Annotated in this window: 16 protein-coding genes and 1 pseudogene; 10 read left to right on the top strand and 7 right to left on the bottom strand. The window is 67.3% G+C overall.

Annotated features, from left to right (window positions below):
* From AC1DHX_RS17555 to AC1DHX_RS17540, 4 genes and pseudogenes are all read right to left on the bottom strand, one after another.
* Window positions 1–627 (bottom strand): annotated as a pseudogene (locus AC1DHX_RS17555) (HNH endonuclease); the annotation flags it as partial.
* Window positions 628–709: 82 nt separating this feature from the next.
* Entirely contained in the window at window positions 710–1,663 is a 954-nt protein-coding gene (locus tag AC1DHX_RS17550; protein WP_476856524.1) for a hypothetical protein, read from the bottom strand.
* Window positions 1,660–2,400 carry a cytochrome b N-terminal domain-containing protein gene (locus AC1DHX_RS17545; protein WP_476859102.1) on the bottom strand — a complete coding sequence of 247 codons (741 nt, stop codon included), beginning with the start codon at window positions 2,398–2,400 and terminating at the stop codon, window positions 1,660–1,662. Before AC1DHX_RS17545 ends, AC1DHX_RS17550 begins: the two co-directional genes overlap by 4 nt.
* Window positions 2,397–2,564, bottom strand: coding sequence for a hypothetical protein (locus tag AC1DHX_RS17540; RefSeq protein WP_476859103.1), 168 nt, complete (start codon window positions 2,562–2,564; stop codon window positions 2,397–2,399). The genes AC1DHX_RS17545 and AC1DHX_RS17540 overlap by 4 nt, the downstream gene beginning before the upstream one ends.
* A gap of 134 nt (window positions 2,565–2,698) precedes the next feature.
* Between AC1DHX_RS17540 and AC1DHX_RS17535 the strand changes: the two genes are divergently transcribed.
* The 3 genes from AC1DHX_RS17535 to AC1DHX_RS17525 all read left to right on the top strand — a co-directional run bounded on the left by AC1DHX_RS17535 (window position 2,699) and on the right by AC1DHX_RS17525 (window position 6,244).
* Entirely contained in the window at window positions 2,699–3,415 is a 717-nt protein-coding gene (locus tag AC1DHX_RS17535; RefSeq protein WP_476900294.1) for a Maf family protein, read from the top strand.
* Between the two features lie 147 nt (window positions 3,416–3,562).
* Window positions 3,563–5,416 carry an acetyl/propionyl/methylcrotonyl-CoA carboxylase subunit alpha gene (locus AC1DHX_RS17530; RefSeq protein ID WP_476900293.1) on the top strand — a complete coding sequence of 618 codons (1,854 nt, stop codon included), beginning with the start codon at window positions 3,563–3,565 and terminating at the stop codon, window positions 5,414–5,416.
* Between the two features lie 96 nt (window positions 5,417–5,512).
* On the top strand, window positions 5,513–6,244 hold the full coding sequence (locus tag AC1DHX_RS17525; protein ID WP_476851866.1) for a glutamine amidotransferase: 732 nt from the start codon (window positions 5,513–5,515) through the stop codon (window positions 6,242–6,244).
* A 105-nt stretch (window positions 6,245–6,349) separates the two neighbouring features.
* On the opposite strand, the gene AC1DHX_RS17520 is transcribed toward AC1DHX_RS17525, so the two are convergent.
* Window positions 6,350–7,762, bottom strand: a complete 1,413-nt coding sequence (locus tag AC1DHX_RS17520) for an MFS transporter (RefSeq protein ID WP_476900292.1) — start codon at window positions 7,760–7,762, stop codon at window positions 6,350–6,352.
* 318 nt (window positions 7,763–8,080) lie between these two features.
* Here AC1DHX_RS17520 and AC1DHX_RS17515 point away from each other — a divergent pair, with 318 nt between their 5' ends.
* From AC1DHX_RS17515 to AC1DHX_RS17490, 6 genes are all read left to right on the top strand, one after another.
* On the top strand, window positions 8,081–9,472 hold the full coding sequence (locus AC1DHX_RS17515) for an MFS transporter (RefSeq protein ID WP_476900295.1): 1,392 nt from the start codon (window positions 8,081–8,083) through the stop codon (window positions 9,470–9,472).
* Window position 9,473: 1 nt separating this feature from the next.
* The gene (locus AC1DHX_RS17510) at window positions 9,474–11,765 is read left to right on the top strand and encodes a molybdopterin oxidoreductase family protein (protein ID WP_476859107.1); all 2,292 of its coding nucleotides are present in this window, start codon (window positions 9,474–9,476) and stop codon (window positions 11,763–11,765) included.
* On the top strand, window positions 11,762–13,321 hold the full coding sequence (locus AC1DHX_RS17505; protein ID WP_476859108.1) for an FAD-dependent oxidoreductase: 1,560 nt from the start codon (window positions 11,762–11,764) through the stop codon (window positions 13,319–13,321). Before AC1DHX_RS17510 ends, AC1DHX_RS17505 begins: the two co-directional genes overlap by 4 nt.
* Before the next feature lie 809 nt (window positions 13,322–14,130).
* Window positions 14,131–14,352 carry a hypothetical protein gene (locus AC1DHX_RS17500; protein ID WP_476900291.1) on the top strand — a complete coding sequence of 74 codons (222 nt, stop codon included), beginning with the start codon at window positions 14,131–14,133 and terminating at the stop codon, window positions 14,350–14,352.
* Window positions 14,353–14,687: 335 nt separating this feature from the next.
* Window positions 14,688–15,326, top strand: coding sequence for a hypothetical protein (locus AC1DHX_RS17495; protein WP_476859110.1), 639 nt, complete (start codon window positions 14,688–14,690; stop codon window positions 15,324–15,326).
* A 76-nt stretch (window positions 15,327–15,402) separates the two neighbouring features.
* Window positions 15,403–16,095, top strand: a complete 693-nt coding sequence (locus AC1DHX_RS17490; RefSeq protein WP_476900290.1) for a hypothetical protein — start codon at window positions 15,403–15,405, stop codon at window positions 16,093–16,095.
* A gap of 16 nt (window positions 16,096–16,111) precedes the next feature.
* Here AC1DHX_RS17490 and AC1DHX_RS17485 read toward each other — a convergent pair whose 3' ends face one another.
* Window positions 16,112–16,657 (bottom strand): flavodoxin domain-containing protein, encoded by a 546-nt coding sequence (locus AC1DHX_RS17485; RefSeq protein ID WP_476859112.1) that lies wholly within the window; start codon window positions 16,655–16,657, stop codon window positions 16,112–16,114.
* Between the two features lie 188 nt (window positions 16,658–16,845).
* Here AC1DHX_RS17485 and AC1DHX_RS17480 point away from each other — a divergent pair, with 188 nt between their 5' ends.
* The gene (locus AC1DHX_RS17480; RefSeq protein WP_476859113.1) at window positions 16,846–18,303 is read left to right on the top strand and encodes a benzaldehyde dehydrogenase; all 1,458 of its coding nucleotides are present in this window, start codon (window positions 16,846–16,848) and stop codon (window positions 18,301–18,303) included.
* 219 nt (window positions 18,304–18,522) lie between these two features.
* On the opposite strand, the gene AC1DHX_RS17475 is transcribed toward AC1DHX_RS17480, so the two are convergent.
* On the bottom strand, window positions 18,523–18,996 hold the full coding sequence (locus AC1DHX_RS17475) for a DUF805 domain-containing protein (protein WP_476900289.1): 474 nt from the start codon (window positions 18,994–18,996) through the stop codon (window positions 18,523–18,525).
* Between the last annotated feature and the right edge of the window lie 45 nt (window positions 18,997–19,041).

The raw sequence follows: 19,041 nt of genomic DNA, 5'->3' as shown, positions 1-19,041 counted from the left end.
GTCGGGGGCCGGGCGGAGGCTGACGTGCCGCTCGGTGGCGGCGTGCGCGGCGCGTTCGGTGACGGAGCGGGGGTCACGCCGGTACGCGGCGGCCCGGGCCGCGGCRACCAGGGACCGGTCACCGGCCCCGGCGAACGTCCCGGCGTCGGCGGCGAGGTCGGCGTCGACGGCGGCCCGGTCCGCGGCGCTCAGGCACGCGGTTTCGCGAACGAGCAGGGTGGCGCGCCATTCGTTCAGCTGCCCGGTYTGCAGGGCGCCGAGGGTGTGCGGCATCTCGGTCACGAGGGCTTTGGCCAGGCCCAGGAGCCGGCCGCCCCTGGCSGGGGATTCGCGCCGGGCCAGGGCGATCTGCGCGGCGGCACCGGCGCCRAGCYTCTCGGCCGGGACCCCGACCCGGGCTTGTTCGCGGCGTTGGAGCAGGTCGAAGGCCACGGCGAGCCGGGCCTGTTCCGCGGACGCGGCGGACTTCCAGTCCTCCAGTGCCCGGATCCGGTCAATGATCCCGGCACTGTCCGTAGGCGGACAGCCTAAGCCCACCGGCCCGGCGGCCGCGCCGCTCCCGGCGCGGCTTAAGCCACCGTCGCCGTRTCCTGCCGGAGCCACTTCGGGCCCCTGATTGCCGTCCATGAATCCAGTGTTTCAGAGACCCCCGACAATAACGCGCCTGTACTCCTCAGCCGAAGCTAGGCGTCACGGATTGCCGGCGGACTCAGCGGTTGCGGTAGTAGTCCTTCCAGACCAGGCGATGGAGGGGGATCACCCGCGGCAGCGACCGTAGTCCGGGGATGAACGGCAGCAGGGCCAGCAACGCCGTCAGCACGAACATCGTGACGACGACGAGGGCATCGGCATTAGGCGAGCTCTTGAACGGTTCCACTTGGTAAAGGAGCGAGAAGAGCCACAACCAGGACTGCCCAGGCGTATCGCCGGTTTCGTTCATCACGCCCCACTGATCCCCGGAGAGGTGTTGGCTGGCCGCAAGATCCGGGAAGTAGCCGCCGTCGCCCAAAAAGAGGAGGCCGCGCGTGTAGTCCATGTTGTAGAAGTTTCCGCCGCTTTGCAGCACGCCGTCCAGACTGCCTTGGCGCGCCATCTCCAGGAGCGCTCCGGTCAGTGCAGGGACCGGGCCATAGTCGCCGTCGCCCACCTGGGCCGGGTCGTTATCCGGCGCAGCGGCAAGGGCGTCCGAATAGGCAGCCGCCCAGGCTGAGCGCTGCTGATCCGTGGCGGCCGTCCAGCTCGCCAGCTCTGCCGGCGGCGACGGCAGCGTCGCCAGCGGGGCGATCACGAAGTCATTGGCGGTATCAACCGGGAGGCGAACGCCGGAGAGGCTTTGAAGGTCCACGGGGCCGATCTTCTGCGTCGCGTCCGGGGTCGAGTTGTAGGGCGGCCCGTATCCGGCAGTATCGCTGGTGCCGGCCAGTTCCTTTGCAGCGGTGCCAACGAAATCCGCCGGGGCGGCCGTGGCCCACGCCTTGAGGCTCACGCTGGGCTCATCAGGGGACCCGAAGATGGCGGACACACCGAGCACGAGCAGGCCGACCACCACAACGCCGATGATCAGTTCCTTGATGAGGTCATATTCGCGGACGCTGCCCGTCCAGGGCCGGCTGGCAACGTCGTCTGCCTTCCGCCAGGAGGTACTGCTGTTTTTTCTGGTCATTGCACTGCGCCCCCGGATTCTGTGCCCCTGGGTTCGGTGGCCTCCGGAGATTCGGTGGCCTCCGGGCGGTTGTGAAGCAGCTGGGCGTCGGACTCCGCGGCATCCAGTGGAGGTGCAACGCCGTGGACCCGGACCAGCAGGACGTGCAGGACCACCACGGCGCCCACGGCCAAGGGCAGCAGCGTGACGTGCCAGGTGAAGAGCTGACCGACGTTGGCCACATTGAACCAAGCGCCTACGCCGACTGCGTTCAGCGCATCCTTCGCTTCAAAGGCAATCCACTGCGAATCGAAGTTCGTCTGGAGCAGATACCCGGTGAAGGCCGCCACGATGGAAACGACAAAGGAGATCACGCCGGTGATCCAGGTCAGGACCCGGCCCCCGCGCCAGGCCGCCATCCAGAATTTCAGCCACAGGTGCACCACCATGAAGATGAAGAAGAACTCCACGCTCCACAAATGCGTGCTGTTGACGAAACTCCCCAGCGAGGACACGTGATACCACTGGGGTCCGTTCAGTCCCAGCACGATCCCGGAAACGATGATCCACAGCAGGGACGCGATGGCCCCCATGCCGAATACGTACGCCCAGGATGCCACGAAGCTTGGCTGGTCCTCGGGCAAGAGTTTGTCCGGCGGAAGCTTCCTCAGGAGCCATCGGCGGGCCCTGCCGGTCAAGGTGCGGGCGTCTGTTTCATCGACCTGCGCGCCGTGTCCCGGTGTTGCGGGGGCAGTCATTTCCGCCGCTTCCCTCCGGGAAAAGGCAGGACCAAGGCCAGGATGAACAAGATGATCATCACGACGATCACGATCAGGTTTCCGGATTGGATGGTGAAGCCGTCCCAGCCAAAATATGTTCCATCACCAACCATGCCAACGCTTGCCACGTGCCATCCAGACATGAGCTGCTCGATTCTTTTTAGGATGCCGGTTCAACTCCACCACTGTCACGTATCCGCAGACAGGGTCTTCTGCCCCGTTTAGGCGCCCTTCCGGGACCCCGTGTTGCTGTGCTGCGGTGGATTAGGCTGGAGCCGTGACCCGCCTCATTCTTGCCTCCCAGTCCCCCGCCCGCACCAAGCTGCTCCACAACGCCGGCATCGCCCACGAGGTCCTCGTCTCGGACGTGGATGAGGACGCCGTGCAGGCCCGCTACGGCGTGACGGATCCGCATGACACGGCCCTGTTGCTTGCCCGGGCCAAGGCAGAGGCCGTCGCGTCCCTGCCCGAGGCGGACGGCGCAATCGTGATCGGCTGCGACTCGGTCTTCGAGTTCGACGGCGAGGCCCACGGAAAGCCCTACACGGCCGACGTCGCCCGGGAGCGTATGCTCCGCATGAGCGGCAGCATGGGCRTCCTGCACACCGGCCACTGGCTCGTGGACTGCCGCGACACGGCCGTCGCAGACGCTGACACAGACGCAGACACCTACGACGACACAGACGGCGACGACGGCGCACGCGGCACCGGCGCCACCCTGGGCTCCGTGTCCTCGGCCGAGGTGCACTTCATGGAGATGAGCGCCGGGGAAATCGAGACCTACATCGCCACCGGCGAGCCGCTCCAGTGCGCCGGCTCCTTCACGATCGACGGCTACGGCGGGGCATTCATCCGCAAGGTCGACGGCGATCCCCACACCGTCGTCGGGCTCTCCATCTCCACCCTGCGTGCCCTGCTCGGCCAGGCGAATGTGGGCATCACCGAGCTCTGGACCGGCGGGGCTGTGGACCCGGCGGACGTCCGCGCCGAGTAACGACGGAATGCGTGGCGGAGTGAGCCAATTCGCCGCCCTTTGTGGCAACCCTACAAAGGAAGGGCCGTATACGCGCGGAATCCGCAAGTAATATCGGCGGAACCCTCAAAACCGCGCTAGGCTCCCTGAAGGAAAGAAGGAGACGCCTTGTCAGCAAATTCGGAGCAGTCCGCACCCACCGTGCCGGGATCAACGCAGTCATCTACAGCCGCGGGCATCCGCCGGCTGACCAAGGTGCTGATCGCCAACCGCGGAGAAATTGCGGTGCGCATCATCCGCGCCGCCCGCGATGAAGGCATCGCCTCGGTGGCTGTCTACGCGGACCCCGATCGCGACGCGCTGCACGCCCGGCTCGCGGACGAGGCCTACGCGCTCGGTGGCAACACCGCCGCGGAGTCCTACTTGGTGATGGACAAGATCATCGACGTCGCCCGCCAGTCCGGCGCGGACGCCATCCACCCCGGGTACGGGTTCCTGGCCGAGAACGCCGAGTTCGCCGCCAAGGTGATCGATGCCGGCATTACGTGGATCGGCCCCTCCCCCGAAGCGATCTCTGCCCTGGGCGACAAGGTCCAGGCCCGCCACATTGCCGAGAAGGTTGGCGCCCCGCAGGTCCCCGGCACCGCCGACCCGGTCGAATCCGCCGAGGAAATCCTCGACTTCGTGGACAAGTTCGGCCTGCCCGTCGCCATCAAGGCGGCCTTCGGCGGCGGCGGACGCGGCATCAAGGTGGCCCGCACCCGCGAAGAAATCCCCGAACTCTTCGAATCCGCCGTGCGCGAGGCCACCGCCGCCTTCGGCCGCGGCGAGTGCTTCATTGAGCGCTTCCTGGACGCCCCGCGCCACGTCGAGACCCAGTGCCTGGCCGACGCCCACGGCAACGTCGTGGTGGTCTCCACCCGCGACTGCTCGCTCCAGCGCCGGAACCAGAAACTCGTCGAGGAAGCCCCGGCCCCGTTCCTCACCGAGGAACAGAACCGCCGGCTCTACGAATCCTCCAAGGCCATCCTCAAGGAGGCGGGCTACCTCGGCGCAGGCACCTGCGAATTCCTCGTCGGCCAGGACGGCACCATCTCCTTCCTCGAGGTCAACACCCGCCTTCAGGTGGAGCACTGCGTCTCCGAGGAAGTCACCGGGATCGACCTCGTCCGCGAACAGTTCCGGCTGGCCCGCGGCGAGGAGCTCGGCTACGGCGACCCGGAAGTCCGCGGCCACTCGATCGAATTCCGCATCACCGGCGAGGACCCGGGCCGGAACTTCATGCCCGCCCCCGGCACCATCACGGTACTGAAAAACCCCACCGGTCCCGGTATCCGCGTCGATTCCGGCGTGGAGCAGGGCGATGTCATCAGCGGCAACTTCGACTCCATGCTCTCGAAGCTGATCGTCACCGGCGCCACCCGCGCCCAGGCCCTGCAGCGCTCCCGGCGGGCACTGGAGGAAATGGTGGTGGAGGGCATCCCCACCGTCATCCCGTTCGACCTCGCGGTGGTTTCCAATCCCGATTTCGCACCGGCCGAAGGCCCCTTCAAGGTCCACACCCGCTGGATCGAAACGGCCTTCGTCAATGACATTCCGGCCTGGACCCCGACCGGCACCGAGGCTGAAGYGGCCGACGCCGGTGACCGCCAGCGCGTCGTCGTCGAGGTCGGCGGAAAGCGCCTGGAAGTCGTGCTGCCGGCGTCGCTGGGCTCAGTCGGCAACGCCGCAGGCGCAAAGCCGGCCAAGGCCAAGAAGCGCTCCCGGGGTGGCGGCGCACCCGCGGCCGCGAGCGGCAACGCCCTGACCTCCCCCATGCAGGGGACCATCGTGAAGGTGGCCGTCGCCGAGGGTGACACGGTCGCCGAGGGCGATCTCGTCGTCGTGCTCGAGGCGATGAAGATGGAACAGCCGCTCACCGCCCACCGCGCCGGCATCGTCATCGGCCTCGCCGCAGCGGCCGGCGAGACCGTGTCCGCCGGCGCCATCATCGCCATGATCGAGGACGGCGCCGCGGAGTAAGCGGCTCACGGTACGGCGACGGCGGACGGCCGGCGCCGCTGCCGGTTGCGGGCGCGCCTCTGGCGCGTCCGCAACCGGCCAGTAGAGACTTGGAGTGTGAAGCCATTCCTGCTCCTCGCCTCGCGCGCGGAGGACACCGCCGCCGAGGACGAATACCGCGCCTACCTTCGCTACTGCGGCCTCCGGCCCGAGCAGCTCCACCGCATCCGGATGGAAGCCGCCCCGCTGCCAACGCTTGAGTTGTCCGACTATTCGGGCGTCATTGTGGGCGGCAGTCCCTTTACGTCCAGCGACCCGGCCGAGCACAAGAGCGCCACCCAGCACCGGGTGGAGCGCGAACTCGCCGGGCTGCTGGACAGGATCGTGGCCGAGGACTTCCCGTTCCTCGGCGCCTGCTACGGCGTCGGCACCCTCGGACTGCACCAGGGCGCCGTGATCGACCGGACGTACGGTGAAGGGCTCGGCGGCGTCACCATCAAACTGACGGCGGAGGGGCTGCAGGATCCCCTCCTGCGCGGGCTGCCGGAGAGCTTTACGGCGTTCACCGGCCACAAGGAAGCCTGCACCGTCCTGCCCTCCCATGCGGTGCTGCTGGCCAGCTCGGCCGCCTGCCCGGTGCACATGTTCCGGATCAAGACCAACCTGTACGCGACGCAGTTCCACCCCGAGCTCGATGCTGAAGGGCTCGTCACCAGGATCGATATCTACCGCCATGCCGGCTACTTCCCGCCGGAATCGGCCGAAATGCTCATGGATGACGCCCGGCAGTTCACTGCGACAGAACCGATGAAGATCCTGCGGAACTTTGTGGAGCGCTACGCGAGCTGAGCCCCGCCAACGCTGAAGCCTGGCCCCGCAGCCCCGCAAAACGCAGAAGCCCGGTGTGTTCAATGAACACACCGGGCTTCCTCTGTCAGGAAAGAGGGCCGGACGTCAGGCTACGTTGTTGGTGTAGTCGAGGTCCCGGGTTTCCTTGCTCACGAACAGGGCGATCAGCGTCAGCACCGCCATGGCGGCGAGGTAGACACCCACCAGCACGGTGCTGCCACCGGCCAGTTCCCAGAGCCAGACGGCGATGAACGGAGCCACGGCAGCGCCCAGGATGCTGGAGACGTTGTAGCTGATGGCGGAGCCGGTGTAGCGGACATTGCCCGGGAACAACTCCGGCAGGAGCGCACCCATGGGACCGAACGTCAGGCCCATGAGCGAGAAGCCGATGATCAGCAACGCCATGGCGCCCACGAATCCGGCGCTGAACAGCGGAACGAACAGCAGGCCGAAGGCGAGGATGCCGAAAGTTACAACAATCAGCATCTTGCGGCGGCCGAATTTTTCGGCCAGCGGGCCGGAGACCAGCGTGAAGATACCGAAGAATACGACACCGGCGATCAGCATCCAGAGGAAATCGTTCCGGCTGTAGCCCAGGCCCGGGACGAACGCAGCGGCAGCGGCCTCGGTCATCGGCTTGCCGGCCTTTTCGGCGGCGGCCTTCGCCGTGTCCAGGCTGGACGCCCGGGTGCCGTAGGTCAGCGTGAACGTGGTCATCAGGTAGAASAGCACGTAGGTGGCGAGCATGATGAACGTGCCCAGGATCAGCGGGCGCCAGCTGGTCTTGAAGACCCGTGCCAGCGGCAGCTTGGCAACCTCGTTGGATTCGATGACCTTGGTGAATGCCGGGGTTTCGATCAGCTTGAGGCGCACGTAGAGGCCGATGATGACCATGACGGCACTGAGCAGGAACGGCACCCGCCAGCCCCATTCCATGAAGGCTTCCGGTGTCAGGGTGTAGCTGAAGACCAGGAAGATCACGTTGGCGATGATGAAGCCGATCGGGGCTCCCAGCTGCGGGAACGTGCCGTAGATGGCGCGCTTGTTCGACGGGGCGTTTTCGGTGGCCAGCAGCGCAGCGCCACTCCATTCGCCGYCGAGGGCCAGGCCCTGGCAGAAGCGCAGGACCACGAGGAGCGCCGGGGCCAGGAAGGTCCACCCAGGGACGGTTGCCGTCGGCAGGCAGCCGATCAGGAAGGTGGCAACGCCCATGGTCAGCAGCGAGGCCACCAGCGTGCCCTTGCGGCCGAACTTGTCACCGAAGTGGCCGAAGATGACCGAGCCGAGCGGGCGGGCGATGAAGGCGACGCCGAACACGGCGAAGGATGCCAGCAGCTGGGTCGTCTCGTTCTGCCCGGGGAAGAAGAGCTTCGGGAAAACGAGCACGGCCGCGGTGGCGTAAACGTAGAAGTCATAGAACTCGACGGTGGTACCGATCAGGCTGGCGACAATCACGCGGCCGCGCGAATTCACCTGCTTGGTGGACCCATGCTCCGCGGAGGTGGCAGTGGATGACATGTAGTAACGCTTTCATGAAGACCGGTCGGATATTTCCCCAAGAGCCCGATGCCCGGGACCGCCGGCTAGGGATTCGTATACGTCTGATAATAGTTCCCACCGTCCAGTCAATGGACAAATAGTCCGCTATTTGGACTTCGTGTCGTTGTCTCACGTGGTGGTCGTCACACCTATTCTCACACCGTCATAAAAGCCCCGATAGGCAAAAGTCACAGCGCGTTAATAAACCGCGTCCGTCCCGGAAACGCGGCGTCCCTACCTTTGAAGGACATCACCCCCAAGGAGGTCTCCCAAGTGACTGCTGAACGCACCGCCGAAATCGGCACCGCAGAGGTCGGCGCCGCCAGTACCGGCGGCACCCTTACCCTCGACCACCGGCCCGGCCGCTGGATCGCCAACTGGGATGCGGAAAACAAGGAGCAGTGGGAGTCGGCCGGCCGCTCGATCGCCCGGCGCAACCTGAACTGGTCCATCTTCGCCGAGTTCCTGGGCTTCGTGGTCTGGCAGCTGTGGTCGATCGTGGTGGTCCAGCTTCCCTCCGCCGGCTTCAAATTCTCTACCAACGAGATCTTCTGGCTGATCTCCATGCCAAGCCTCGTCGGCGCCACGCTCCGGATCCCCTACACGTTCATGGTTCCCCGCTTCGGCGGCCGCAACTGGACCATCGTGTCCGCCCTGTTGCTGCTGATCCCCACGATCGGCCTGGGCCTGTGCGTCGCCAACCCGGCCACCCCGTTCGGCGTCATGCTGTTCGTGGCCGCGCTGGCCGGCTTCGGCGGCGGCAACTTCGCCAGCTCGATGGCGAACATCACCTTCTTCTACCCCGCACGGGAAAAGGGCTGGGCCCTGGGCCTGAACGCCGCCGGCGGAAACCTCGGTGCCGCCGTCGCACAGCTGGCCGTGCCGATCGCCATCACCCTGCTGGCAGCCGGCACCGTGAACCTGCCCGTCGCAGGGTTCATGTGGGTTCCGCTGATCCTGCTGGCAGCCTTTGGCGCCTGGAAGTACATGAACAACCTCACCAGCGCCAAGGGCGACGTCGCAGGTTCGCTGGCCGCGGTCAAAGAGCCGCACCTGTGGATCATGGCGCTGCTGTACATCGGCACCTTCGGCTCCTTCATCGGCTTCGCCGGCGTCTTCCCCAAGCTCATCAAGGACTACTTCCCGGCATTTTCCTCCATCTCCGTCGGCACCGTGGCCCTGTCCCTGGCCTTCCTCGGCCCGCTGGTCGGCTCCCTGGCCCGCCCGTACGGCGGACGCACGGCAGACCGGATGGGCGGGGCCCGCATGACCGTCGCCGCCTTCGCCGCCATGGCCGTCATCACCCTCACCATGCTCTGGACTCTGCCGCTGAAGAACTTCTGGCTCTTCCTCTTCCTGTTCCTGCTCCTCTTCACTGCCAGCGGCTTCGGAAACGGCGCCACCTACCGCATGATCCCGATCATCTTCGCCACCTCCAGCCGGGCCGCCCGCRCCGGGGCCAGCACGCACACCACCCAGCGGCTCGCGTCCTCGGCCCTCGGCCTGATCTCGGCCATCGGCGCCTACGGCGGATTCATCATCCCCCAGGTCCTCAACGCCTCCAACACCGCCAGCGGTTCCTACACCTCGGCGTTCTACGGCTTCGTGGGGGCCTACGTGCTGATGCTGGTGGTCTGCTGGTTCTGCTACATCCGCAACGCCAACCGAAATGCGATGGGACACGTCTAACATGACCAAAAGCGCCGACACGCACTGCCCTTACTGCGCTCTGCAGTGCGCCATGACGCTCACATCTCCAGCGGCTCTGACCCCGGCTGTCCAGCCGGGGTCAGAGCCCGTAGACGCTGCACCGGGCCCCGCCACTACCCCAACGTCCGCGCCGCTCCTGACAGTCGCCGGACGGGACTTCCCCACCAACCGCGGCGGCCTGTGCCGCAAGGGCTGGACCTCCGCCTCGTTGCTGGACCACCCGGGCCGCGTCACAGAGCCCCTGCTGAAGGGCGCCGACGGCGTCCACCACCCGGTCAGCTGGGACGAGGCCCTCATGCGGATCGTCTCCGCCGTAAAGCAGGCCCGCCTCGAGCACGGGGCCGACGCCGTCGGCGTGTTTGGCGGCGGCGGCCTCACCAATGAGAAGGCCTACCAGCTGGGCAAGTTCGCCAGACTGGCTTTGGGCACCTCACGGATCGACTACAACGGGCGGTTCTGCATGTCCTCGGCCGCCGTGGCCGGCATGCGCGCCTTCGGCCTGGACCGCGGGCTCCCGTTCCCGCTCGCGGACCTCGACACCGCCAGCACCATCCTGATGCTCGGCTCCAACGTTGCCGAGACCATGCCGCCCTTCGTCCAGCACCTCCAGGGGGCGCGCGACGCCGGCGGCCTGATCGTCGTCGACCCCCGGCGCTCCGCCACCGCCGCCTTCACCTCCGACGGCGGCGGGCTGCACCTGCAGCCGCTGCCCGGCACCGACCTCGCCCTGCTCCTGGGCATCTCCCACGCGGTGATCCACGAGGGCCTCGCGGACGCGGGATACATCGCGGACCGGACCACGGGTTATGACGCCGCGGTCCGCAGCGTCGGAAGCTTCTGGCCCGAACGGGTCCAGTCGATCACCGGCGTCCCCGCCGGGCTGATCCGTGAAACCGCCCGGCGGCTGGCCGACGGTGCCGGCAAGGGCGGCAGCTACATCCTCACCGGCCGCGGCGTCGAACAGCACGTGGACGGCACTGACACCGCCACGGCCGCCATTAACCTCTCCCTCCTGCTGGGCCTGCCGGGCTCCGCGCGCAGCGGCTACGGCACGCTCACCGGCCAGGGCAACGGCCAGGGCGGCCGCGAACACGGCCAGAAGGCGGACCAGCTCCCCGGCTACCGGAAGATCACCGATCCCGCCGCCCGCGCCCACATGGCCAGGGTCTGGGGCGTGCCCGAACCCCTGATTCCCGGCCCCGGCCTTCCCGCCGTCGAACTGCTCAAGTCGCTGGGACAGCCCGACGGCGTCCGGTGCCTCTTCGTGCACGGCGCCAACGTGGCGGTGTCCGCCCCGGATGCGAATGCCGTGATCGCGGGCCTGCGCAGCCTGGACTTCCTGGTGGTGTGCGACTTCTTCCTCTCCGAGACCGCCGCCGAGGCGGACCTGGTCCTGCCGGTGACCCAGTGGGCCGAGGAAGAAGGAACCCTCACCAACCTCGAGGGCCGCGTGCTCCGCCGCCGCCGGGCCCTCACTCCCCCGCCCGGTGTCCGCAGCGAGCTGTGGATCATGACCCGGCTGGCCGAAATGCTGCACGCGCCCTCCACCTTCAGCGAGGATCCGGAAACAGTGTTCGAGGAGCTCCGGCTAGCTTCCTCCGGCGGCCTGGCCGACTACTCCGGGATCGACTACGCCATGCTGGACCGCGGCGAGGCCGCCTACTGGCCCTACCCCGCCGGGAGCGCGGGCACGCCGCGGCCCTTCCTGGACGCCTTCGCCCATGCGGGCGGCCGGGCAGTGTTCACGCCGGTGACGCCCCGGCGTCGTTCTTCTTCTGCGGGCGTCCCGTCCGCGGCGGACCGCCGGGCGGACCAGCGGGACGACCGGGCCGGCGACGATCGTCCCGGTACGCCGATGACCCTCATTACCGGCCGCCTGATGGAGCACTACCAGTCCGGCGCGCAGACCCGCCGGGTGGCCGCCCTGGCCGAGGCGCAGCCGGAGGCGCGGCTCCAGCTCCACCCCGCCGCGGCCGCCGCCCAGGGCATCGCCGACGGCGACTACGTCTCGATTTCCAACGAACGCGGCGTGGTCAGCTGCCGCGCCGAACTGAGCCCGGACATCCGGCCGGAGACGGTGTTCCTGCCGTTCCACTTCCCGGAGCTCGAGAGCGCCAACCGGCTCACGGAGGCGGCCACGGACCCCATTTCCGGGATGCCCGAGTTCAAGACCAGCAAAGTGTGGATCCGCCCGGCAGCTTCCCTGGATGCCCTGGCCGGCATGCACAGCGGCGTTCCAGCCCGCGTTCTTCAAGCAGAGGAGACCTCATGACTGAGCGGATTGTGGTGGTGGGCTTCGGGCCAGTCGCCGCGAGGCTGATCGACGAGCTGCTGCCGGCCGTGCGCAGCGGCATCGCACACCTGACCGTGGTCGGCGAAGAGTCCGAGGCGGCGTACAACCGCGTGCTGGTGGCGGATCTTGGCGTCGGCCGGACGACGCCGGCCGCGCTCGCCCTCGCGGACGCGGCGGCGCTGGTGGCCGACGGCGTCGATGTCCGGCTGGGCGTCCGCGTCCGCCGTGTGGACCGCGCCCGGCAGCAGGTCTTGTTGAGCGACGGCACCTCCCCCGGCTACGAGCGGCTCGTCTTCGCCACCGGTTCACGGCCGGTCATCCCCAACCTGACCGGGCTCAACCCGGACCCGGCCGCGCCGGTGCTGCCGCCGGGCGTGACCGCCCTGCGCGATCTCCGCGACGCGTCCGTGCTGCACTCTGCCGTGGCCGGCGGCAAGCGCGTGGTGGTCCTGGGCGGCGGTGTGCTGGGCCTGGAGACGGCCCTCGCCGCGGCTGAGGAAGGCGCCACGGTGACCGTGGTGCACAATGGCCCGCATCCTTTGGGCCGGAACATCGACCGCGGCGGCGGCGCCGTGCTCGCGGCGTCCCTGCGGAACTGCGGCGTGCGGGTGGCCGGCAACGCCCGCTCGGTCGGCGTCGAACACAACGCGCCCGACGGCGGTTTCTCCGCCTTGTTGCTGGATGACGGCTCCGCGATCGACGGCGACCTCCTGGTCCTCTCCTGCGGTGTCCGGCCGCGGACCGAACTGGCGGAGGGCTGCGGGCTCTCCACCGGTGCCGGGATCCTGGTGGACCACAAGCTCCGCGCCCACCACGAGCCCCACATCTTCGCGATCGGCGACTGCGCCGAGGTCCGCTGCCCGGACCCCGAGTGCGTTCAGTGCCGGACTGCGAGGGGACCCTCCGGGCTGGTCGGCCCTGGCTGGCGGCAGGCCGAATGGCTCGCCGACTATCTGACCCTGCTGGCGTCCGGGCCCGAGGCGGAGGCCGAAGCTTTGCAGTCCCTGCCGGCGGAACTGCCGGGCGTGATCGTGCTCAAGGCCCGCGGCATGAACATGGCCGTGGCCGGGGACGTGTCCGCAGATCCCTGGGATGAGGAAGCCTTGAGCTCCGGGGCCGTGAACGGCCGGCCCCGGCTGCAGATCGCCCAGTGGGCCGATCCCGAGCACGGCCGCTACGTCAAGATGACCACCCGCGCCGGCGTGCTGGAAGGGCTCGTGGCCGTGGGCATGCCGCGAACCTCGGCCGAGCTGGTGCAGCTCTTCGAACGCGGCGCGGAACTGCCCGCCGACAGGTCACTGCTGCTGCGCCTGGACGGGCCGGACCAGATCGCTTCCGCAGGTGCCGCCGACCCCGCCCGGACCGTCTGCCGGTGCGCCGGCGTCAGCGGCACGGCCATTGCTACGGCCGTATCCGAGGGCTGCGGAACGGTGCCCGAGGTATCGGCGTCCACCCGCGCCGGCACGGGCTGCGGCGGCTGCCACGAGGACATCAAGGGCATCATCGAGGCCCACTTTCAGGGGGCGGCTGCCTGATTTCTAGCTCGCAGCGCTGTCGAAGTACTTCTGCCACTGGGCGTGCTCGCGGCYAGCTTCCAGCCGGCGGTTCGCGGTCCACCTGGGCAGGTATGCGGGCGCTGGCATCTCGCGGGCAGGCTTGGACTTGTGCGTGGGCTCAGGCCGGGCCTGCACAGGCTTGGGTCTGGGGCGGGACTGGACCGGCTTGGCCACAGGCCGGGTCTGAACGGCCTTCCGGGTGTAACCCGGCCGTGTGTCGGCCGCGTGGTGCCTCATCCAGGCCACAAGCGCCCAAATGGCGAGTCCTGTCAGGGTGAGTTGCCAGTATGTGACCAGTATCCCGATGATGACCAAAATCAGAAATAGAGCGGGGATCCACATGACGACATTATGCCTGTGCGGCACGCCCGGAGGTAGAGGCCTTTCTCCCCCGATTGCCCGCACGGGAGTTGTCGTCCGTATAGTCCCCTGAGGTTCCCGCTGCAGGGTTGACGCTCTGACCCACCCCCCCCTCAAGACGCGATGGGCCGGCGCCAGAGTTGTTGAGTGCTAAGTCACGGCAGGACTTGCCACCGGCAGGAGGATACGCCATCCCATTCGTGAAAACTGCACGTTGTCCGCCGCGACGCGGAGGGGTCGGCATCGTGACTGGGTGGTGGAGGTGCAGAACCTGTCCGCACGGATTGCGGCCAGGAGCTGAGTCGTTTCCGCATCGGGCAAGTCCGAACATTGTTCAGACACACCGCAGTAGTACCGGGCACGCTTCGTTATCTGGCGCTAGTTGTTTTAAACTGAGGGCATTAAACCCCTTCGAGGACTGGTTGCCCGTGGAGACGATTTTCTTCCTGGTCGTAATTCTCATCGCAGCGTGGATCCTGCTCGGCCTCTTGCTGAGACTCAAGAAGAGAACCCGCCGCAAGGGCTCCAATTACTATGTGCCCACCTTCAAGGCCAACTTCGACACATGGGAGAGTAAATGGACCATGGACCGGAAGCTGCAGGAGAGGCGGGATAAGGCACGGTGGCAGCAGGAGTTTARCCGTCCGTAGAGCCGGTCGGGGCCGCCGGTGGCGCCGCCCGTGTACGGCGGGATCATCTGCCGGGACGGCTACGGCTCGCCAGGAACGACGCGCCGGGACGCCTGCCACGGCCACGGGTGCATCGCGAATTAAGTCTCCTTAACCGGATACTTCTTGTCCGTGGCCCACAGGCCGTTGAGCCGGACGGGCCACGGCCCGCCACGTGCAGTTCAAGTTCTCGCTAAGCCCGACTTCAGTACGTTCAGCATCTCCATCAGCTCCGAAGCGGGCCTTTCTCCCCTTGGCACGGCCGAGGGGCGGGGCTGCAATGAACGTAGGTTCCGTTCAGCCGCAGGAGGCATCCCATGAACGTCCCGGTCATTTTGGCGCTCGGCGCGATCATTGTGTTCGCCGTCGTGATGGGTGTTGTCATGTCCCGTGACAAGGATCCGCAACGGCGGGCGGCCGCCCTGACGCGCACCGGAGCGGCCGTCATGGCGGCGTTCACCGTCATCGGGGGAATCGTCATCGGCGGGTTCGCGATGCAGGAGCCGGGGGGAACAAACGGAACGCTGATCACGCTCGCCTGGGTGGTTCCGATGCTCATCCTCGCGGTCTCGGCCTGGTTCTGGCCGGCGGCAACCGCTCCCCTGCTGCTCGCCCTCGCCTCGGCCTTCATTGCCGCGTGCGTGTGGCTCGCCTTCGACCCCGCTGCCCTGAGCGCCTTCCTCAACGACAACGGCCCCCTCATCGCCGTCAGCGTTCTCGCGCTGGCGTTCCCGGCCGCAATCCTCGGCCTGAAAGTTACCGCACTGGCCGGCTGGCTGTTGGTGGGCTTGGGGGTGTTGCCGCTGTTGATCACGATCATCGGAAGGTCGGGTGCGGTCGGATCGCTGATCGCGGCCAGCCTGGTTCCCCTGGCCTGCGGGATCGCCTATCTGCTGTCCGTCCGGATGGCCAGGGCGGGTTCGACGTCGGGAACCATCCACCCGGCGGCCGCCTAAGGCTGCCGCACCGCCGCCAAACCCGGCCGCGTAACGCAAATCGGGCCGCGGGCAAACGGCGGGTAGCATCGGGGCCATGAGCGCCGACGACGACGACATCACCGAAGAATTGCTGGCCGACGCCGGGAAGCTGACCGGGTTGAGCCTGGAACTGCTTGGGCTCGACCCCCACCCGGACGACATGACGGCCGAGCAGCGGCTCCAGTTTGATCCCGAGGACCTGGCCGAAATGGCCTCCGTCTCCTCCGAAGACCGGCGCAAGGCCGTGGGCCAGACCCGCTTGCTGGCCGGACTCCTGTGGAACTCGTCGAGCATCCTCATCGACCAGCTGTTCCGCGATCTCGGAACGCYCAGCACGCTGGATGTTCTCACGCCCACCGACATTGCCGGGACCTCCGTCCTGTCCTCGCTGCCGCCACAGTTCGCCGCCAGCTACGACGCGAAGTTCACCCAGAAGTTCATCGTGGTCGCGGCCGACGTCACCGCGTCGCTGGTCCGGGGCTGGACCGCCCCCGGCTGCCTTGCAGCGGAACTAGCCGTCCGCTGCCTGCTCGATCAGGCGGAAATCACCGAGGACATCTACGAACTGGACCTTCCGGAGGACTGGCGGGCCGACGTCGAGGAAGTCCTGTTGGAGGATGCCGACAGTGACGCGCTCTACTCCGACAACCTTGACGTTCTCGAGGACGACGCCGCAAGTCTGGGCTTCGAGCAGTGGTTCGAACCCTTCACCCCCGGCGACACGGTTCCGCCGTACGCCTACTCCTGAGCCCTACGACTGAGCCCTATGGCTGGGCGGGCGGCTCAGCGAACCGGGCCAGGAAGTCCTCCGTGAAGCGCCGGACGCCGTCCCACTCGGTGTACACGTAATCACGGGACGTGTCCGTGTCCGGGGATCCTTTGTCGCTGGCGATCTTCTTCATGACGTGCTTCTTGATGAACCCGTAGTGGGTATAGAGCACGGCGCCGGCGAACAACCCGACGTGGGCGGGCCGCCAACCCGTGTCCTGCTCAAACTTCTCCACGTAGCCCTCCGCGGTCTGCTCGTCTCCGTGTGCGGCCATGCTCACCGAAACCAGGGCCGACGGCAAGCGTTCGAGCTCAGCGCGGTTCTTCTTGACGAAGTCTGCGACGTATCCCTCGTGTTTCCCCACATGCACCGAGGCCGCCACGATCACGCCGTCATAGCCGCCCGGAAGGGTATCTCCGGAGAGTTTGAGATCCACCGTCTCCGCCTGGTGCCCGTTCGCCCGAACCACCTCGGCGATGTACTCCACGATCTGGGCGGTTTGTCCTTCGACGGTCCCGTAGGGGACATAGATTTTGGCCATGTGCCAAGTTGACCTCGCCCGGCTGTGACGCACTACGGCCGAAGGTCCCGCGGGCGGCAACGCACGGCCCTCTTGACGCCCGCACTCTTGACGGCGGCGGCCTACCGACATGAGATGGACGAAGGCCCGGTGCGGTTCTGATTCGACCGGCCGGTACACAAGCAGAACCCTCGATGAAAGGATGCAACATGTCCCTGCTCGACTCCGCCCTCTGGGACGGCAAGATCTACCTCAGCGGCTGGCGGCCCGGGCGCGGCGGGATCGGTAACGCCGTCGAACCAGCCACCGGAGAAACGCTGGGCCGCTATGGCGTGGCCTCCCTGGAGGATGTCCGCGAAGCCGCCGCGGTGGCCGCGAAAGCGCAAAAGGACTGGGCCGCCCGCAACCCGGAAGACCGCGCCGCCGTGCTCCGCCGCGCGGGACAACTCTGGGAGGAACACTCGGCGGAAATCCAGGCCTGGATCGTCCGCGAATCCGGCGGCATCCCGCCCAAAGCCGGGCTGGAAACCCACATCGCGGCCAACGAATGCTACGACGCCTCCGCCCTGCCCTCACTCCCGGCTGGCGACGTGCTGACCTCAAACGAGAGCCGCTGGTCCTTCGCCCGGCGCCGGCCCGTCGGCGTCGTTTCGGTGATTGCACCCTTCAACTTCCCGCTGATCCTCTCCATCCGCGCAGTCGCCCCGGCGCTGGCCCTTGGCAACGCCGTCCTGCTCAAACCGGACCCGCGCACTGCGGTCTGTGGTGGCGTCACCTTGGTCCGGGTGTTCGAGGAGGCGGGTCTTCCGCCCGGCCTGCTCTCCCTGCTGCCCGGCGGCGCCGAGATCGGCTCGGCCGTCGTCGAGGCACCCGAGGTCCGCGTCATCGCCTTCACGGGGTCGACGGCGGCAGGGCGCAAAGTGGGCGAGGCGGCCGGCCGGCTGCTCAAGCGCGCCCACCTGGAACTCGGTGGGAACAACGCAATGATCGTGCTGCCCGGCGTCGACCTCCCCAAAGCTGTCTCCGCCGCCGCGTTTGGCTCCTTCATGCACCAGGGTCAGATCTGCATGGCGTCCGGCCGGCATATCGTGCACGAGGACATCTACGAGGACTACGTCAGCGCCCTGGCGGAAAAGGCCCGCCATCTACCGGTAGGCGACCCGAAGAGCGGAACAGTGGCGCTGGGCCCGGTAATCGACGAGAAGCAGCTCCACCGGGTGGACACGATCGTTCAGGACGCGGTGCAGGGCGGCGCGCGCCTGGCCGCAGGCGGCAGCCATGACGGTCGGTTCTACCAGCCCACCGTGCTCGCGGACCTCGACCTCGCCAGCCCGGCGTGGAAGGACGAAATCTTCGGCCCCGTGGCGCCGGTGATGAAGTTCTCCACCGTGGACGAGGCCGTGGCCCTGGCCAACGACAACGAATACGGGCTCTCCATCGGGATTCTTGGCGACGTCGGCATGGCCATGACGATCGCCGACCGGCTCGACTCCGGCAAGGTCCACATCAACGAACAGACCGTATCCGACGAGGCCAACTCGCCCTTCGGCGGGGTCAAGAACTCGGGCAACGGCTCGCGGATCGGCGGCCATCACGCCAACATGGAATCCTTCACGGAAATCCAGTGGCTGACCGTGCGGCCGGACATCGCGCCGTACCCGTTTTAGGCCGGGTAAATGCGGGAGTTCCCCGCCGCGGATGGCGCGGAGCCGGTGGTCCCATTTTCCGCAAACGACGCGCCGAACGTCCCATAAAACAGCACCCTTCTCAGTCAGGTGTTGCGACGTTGATAAGAATCCTCAGCCCCCGCACGGCACCCGACTGCCGAAAACGAAGAATCCCTGCCCGGATTCCCGGCCAGGGATTCTTCGCTCAGCGGAAGCGCACTAGTAGCCGGAGGGCTGGTCGAACCGCTGGCCGGCAGGGTTGGAGGGCAGAATTGTCATCACCAACAGCGCCAGGCCGCCGAGGAACGGCACCAGGACCAGCAGGATCAGCCAGGCGCTCAGGTTCACGTCGTGGAGGCGCCGTGCCAGCAGGGCAACGGACGGAACGATTGTCCCGAGCCCCCAAATGACAGCAAGGATCAAGCCGACAATGGCACCCGGTCCCGTCACGGCGGTTCCGGACGCATTAGTCGTCGTGCCGGTGCTGGTGATGATGTTGATGACTATCCCGACGATGAGGGACACCAGTGCCCACCACCAGTACTCACTGCGGCTTGCCCGGCCGGAGAAGATGGCGTATTTCTTGAAGAATCGCTGGACGGCCTGCTTGAGGGTAGCCCCATAGAGCGGCRCCCAAAGCGGAGTCTCTCCGGTCTGGGGCGGAAATGCATTCGGTTGCTGCGGATAACTCATGTAGTCCCCTTGAATGAGTGCGAATGACGAGATTCATCCTAGGGC

This window comes from Arthrobacter sp. 05N33_2 (genome assembly GCF_056397425.1).
The sequence above is the reverse complement of the archived record's forward strand: the minus strand, read 5'-3'. Positions and strand labels throughout refer to the sequence as shown.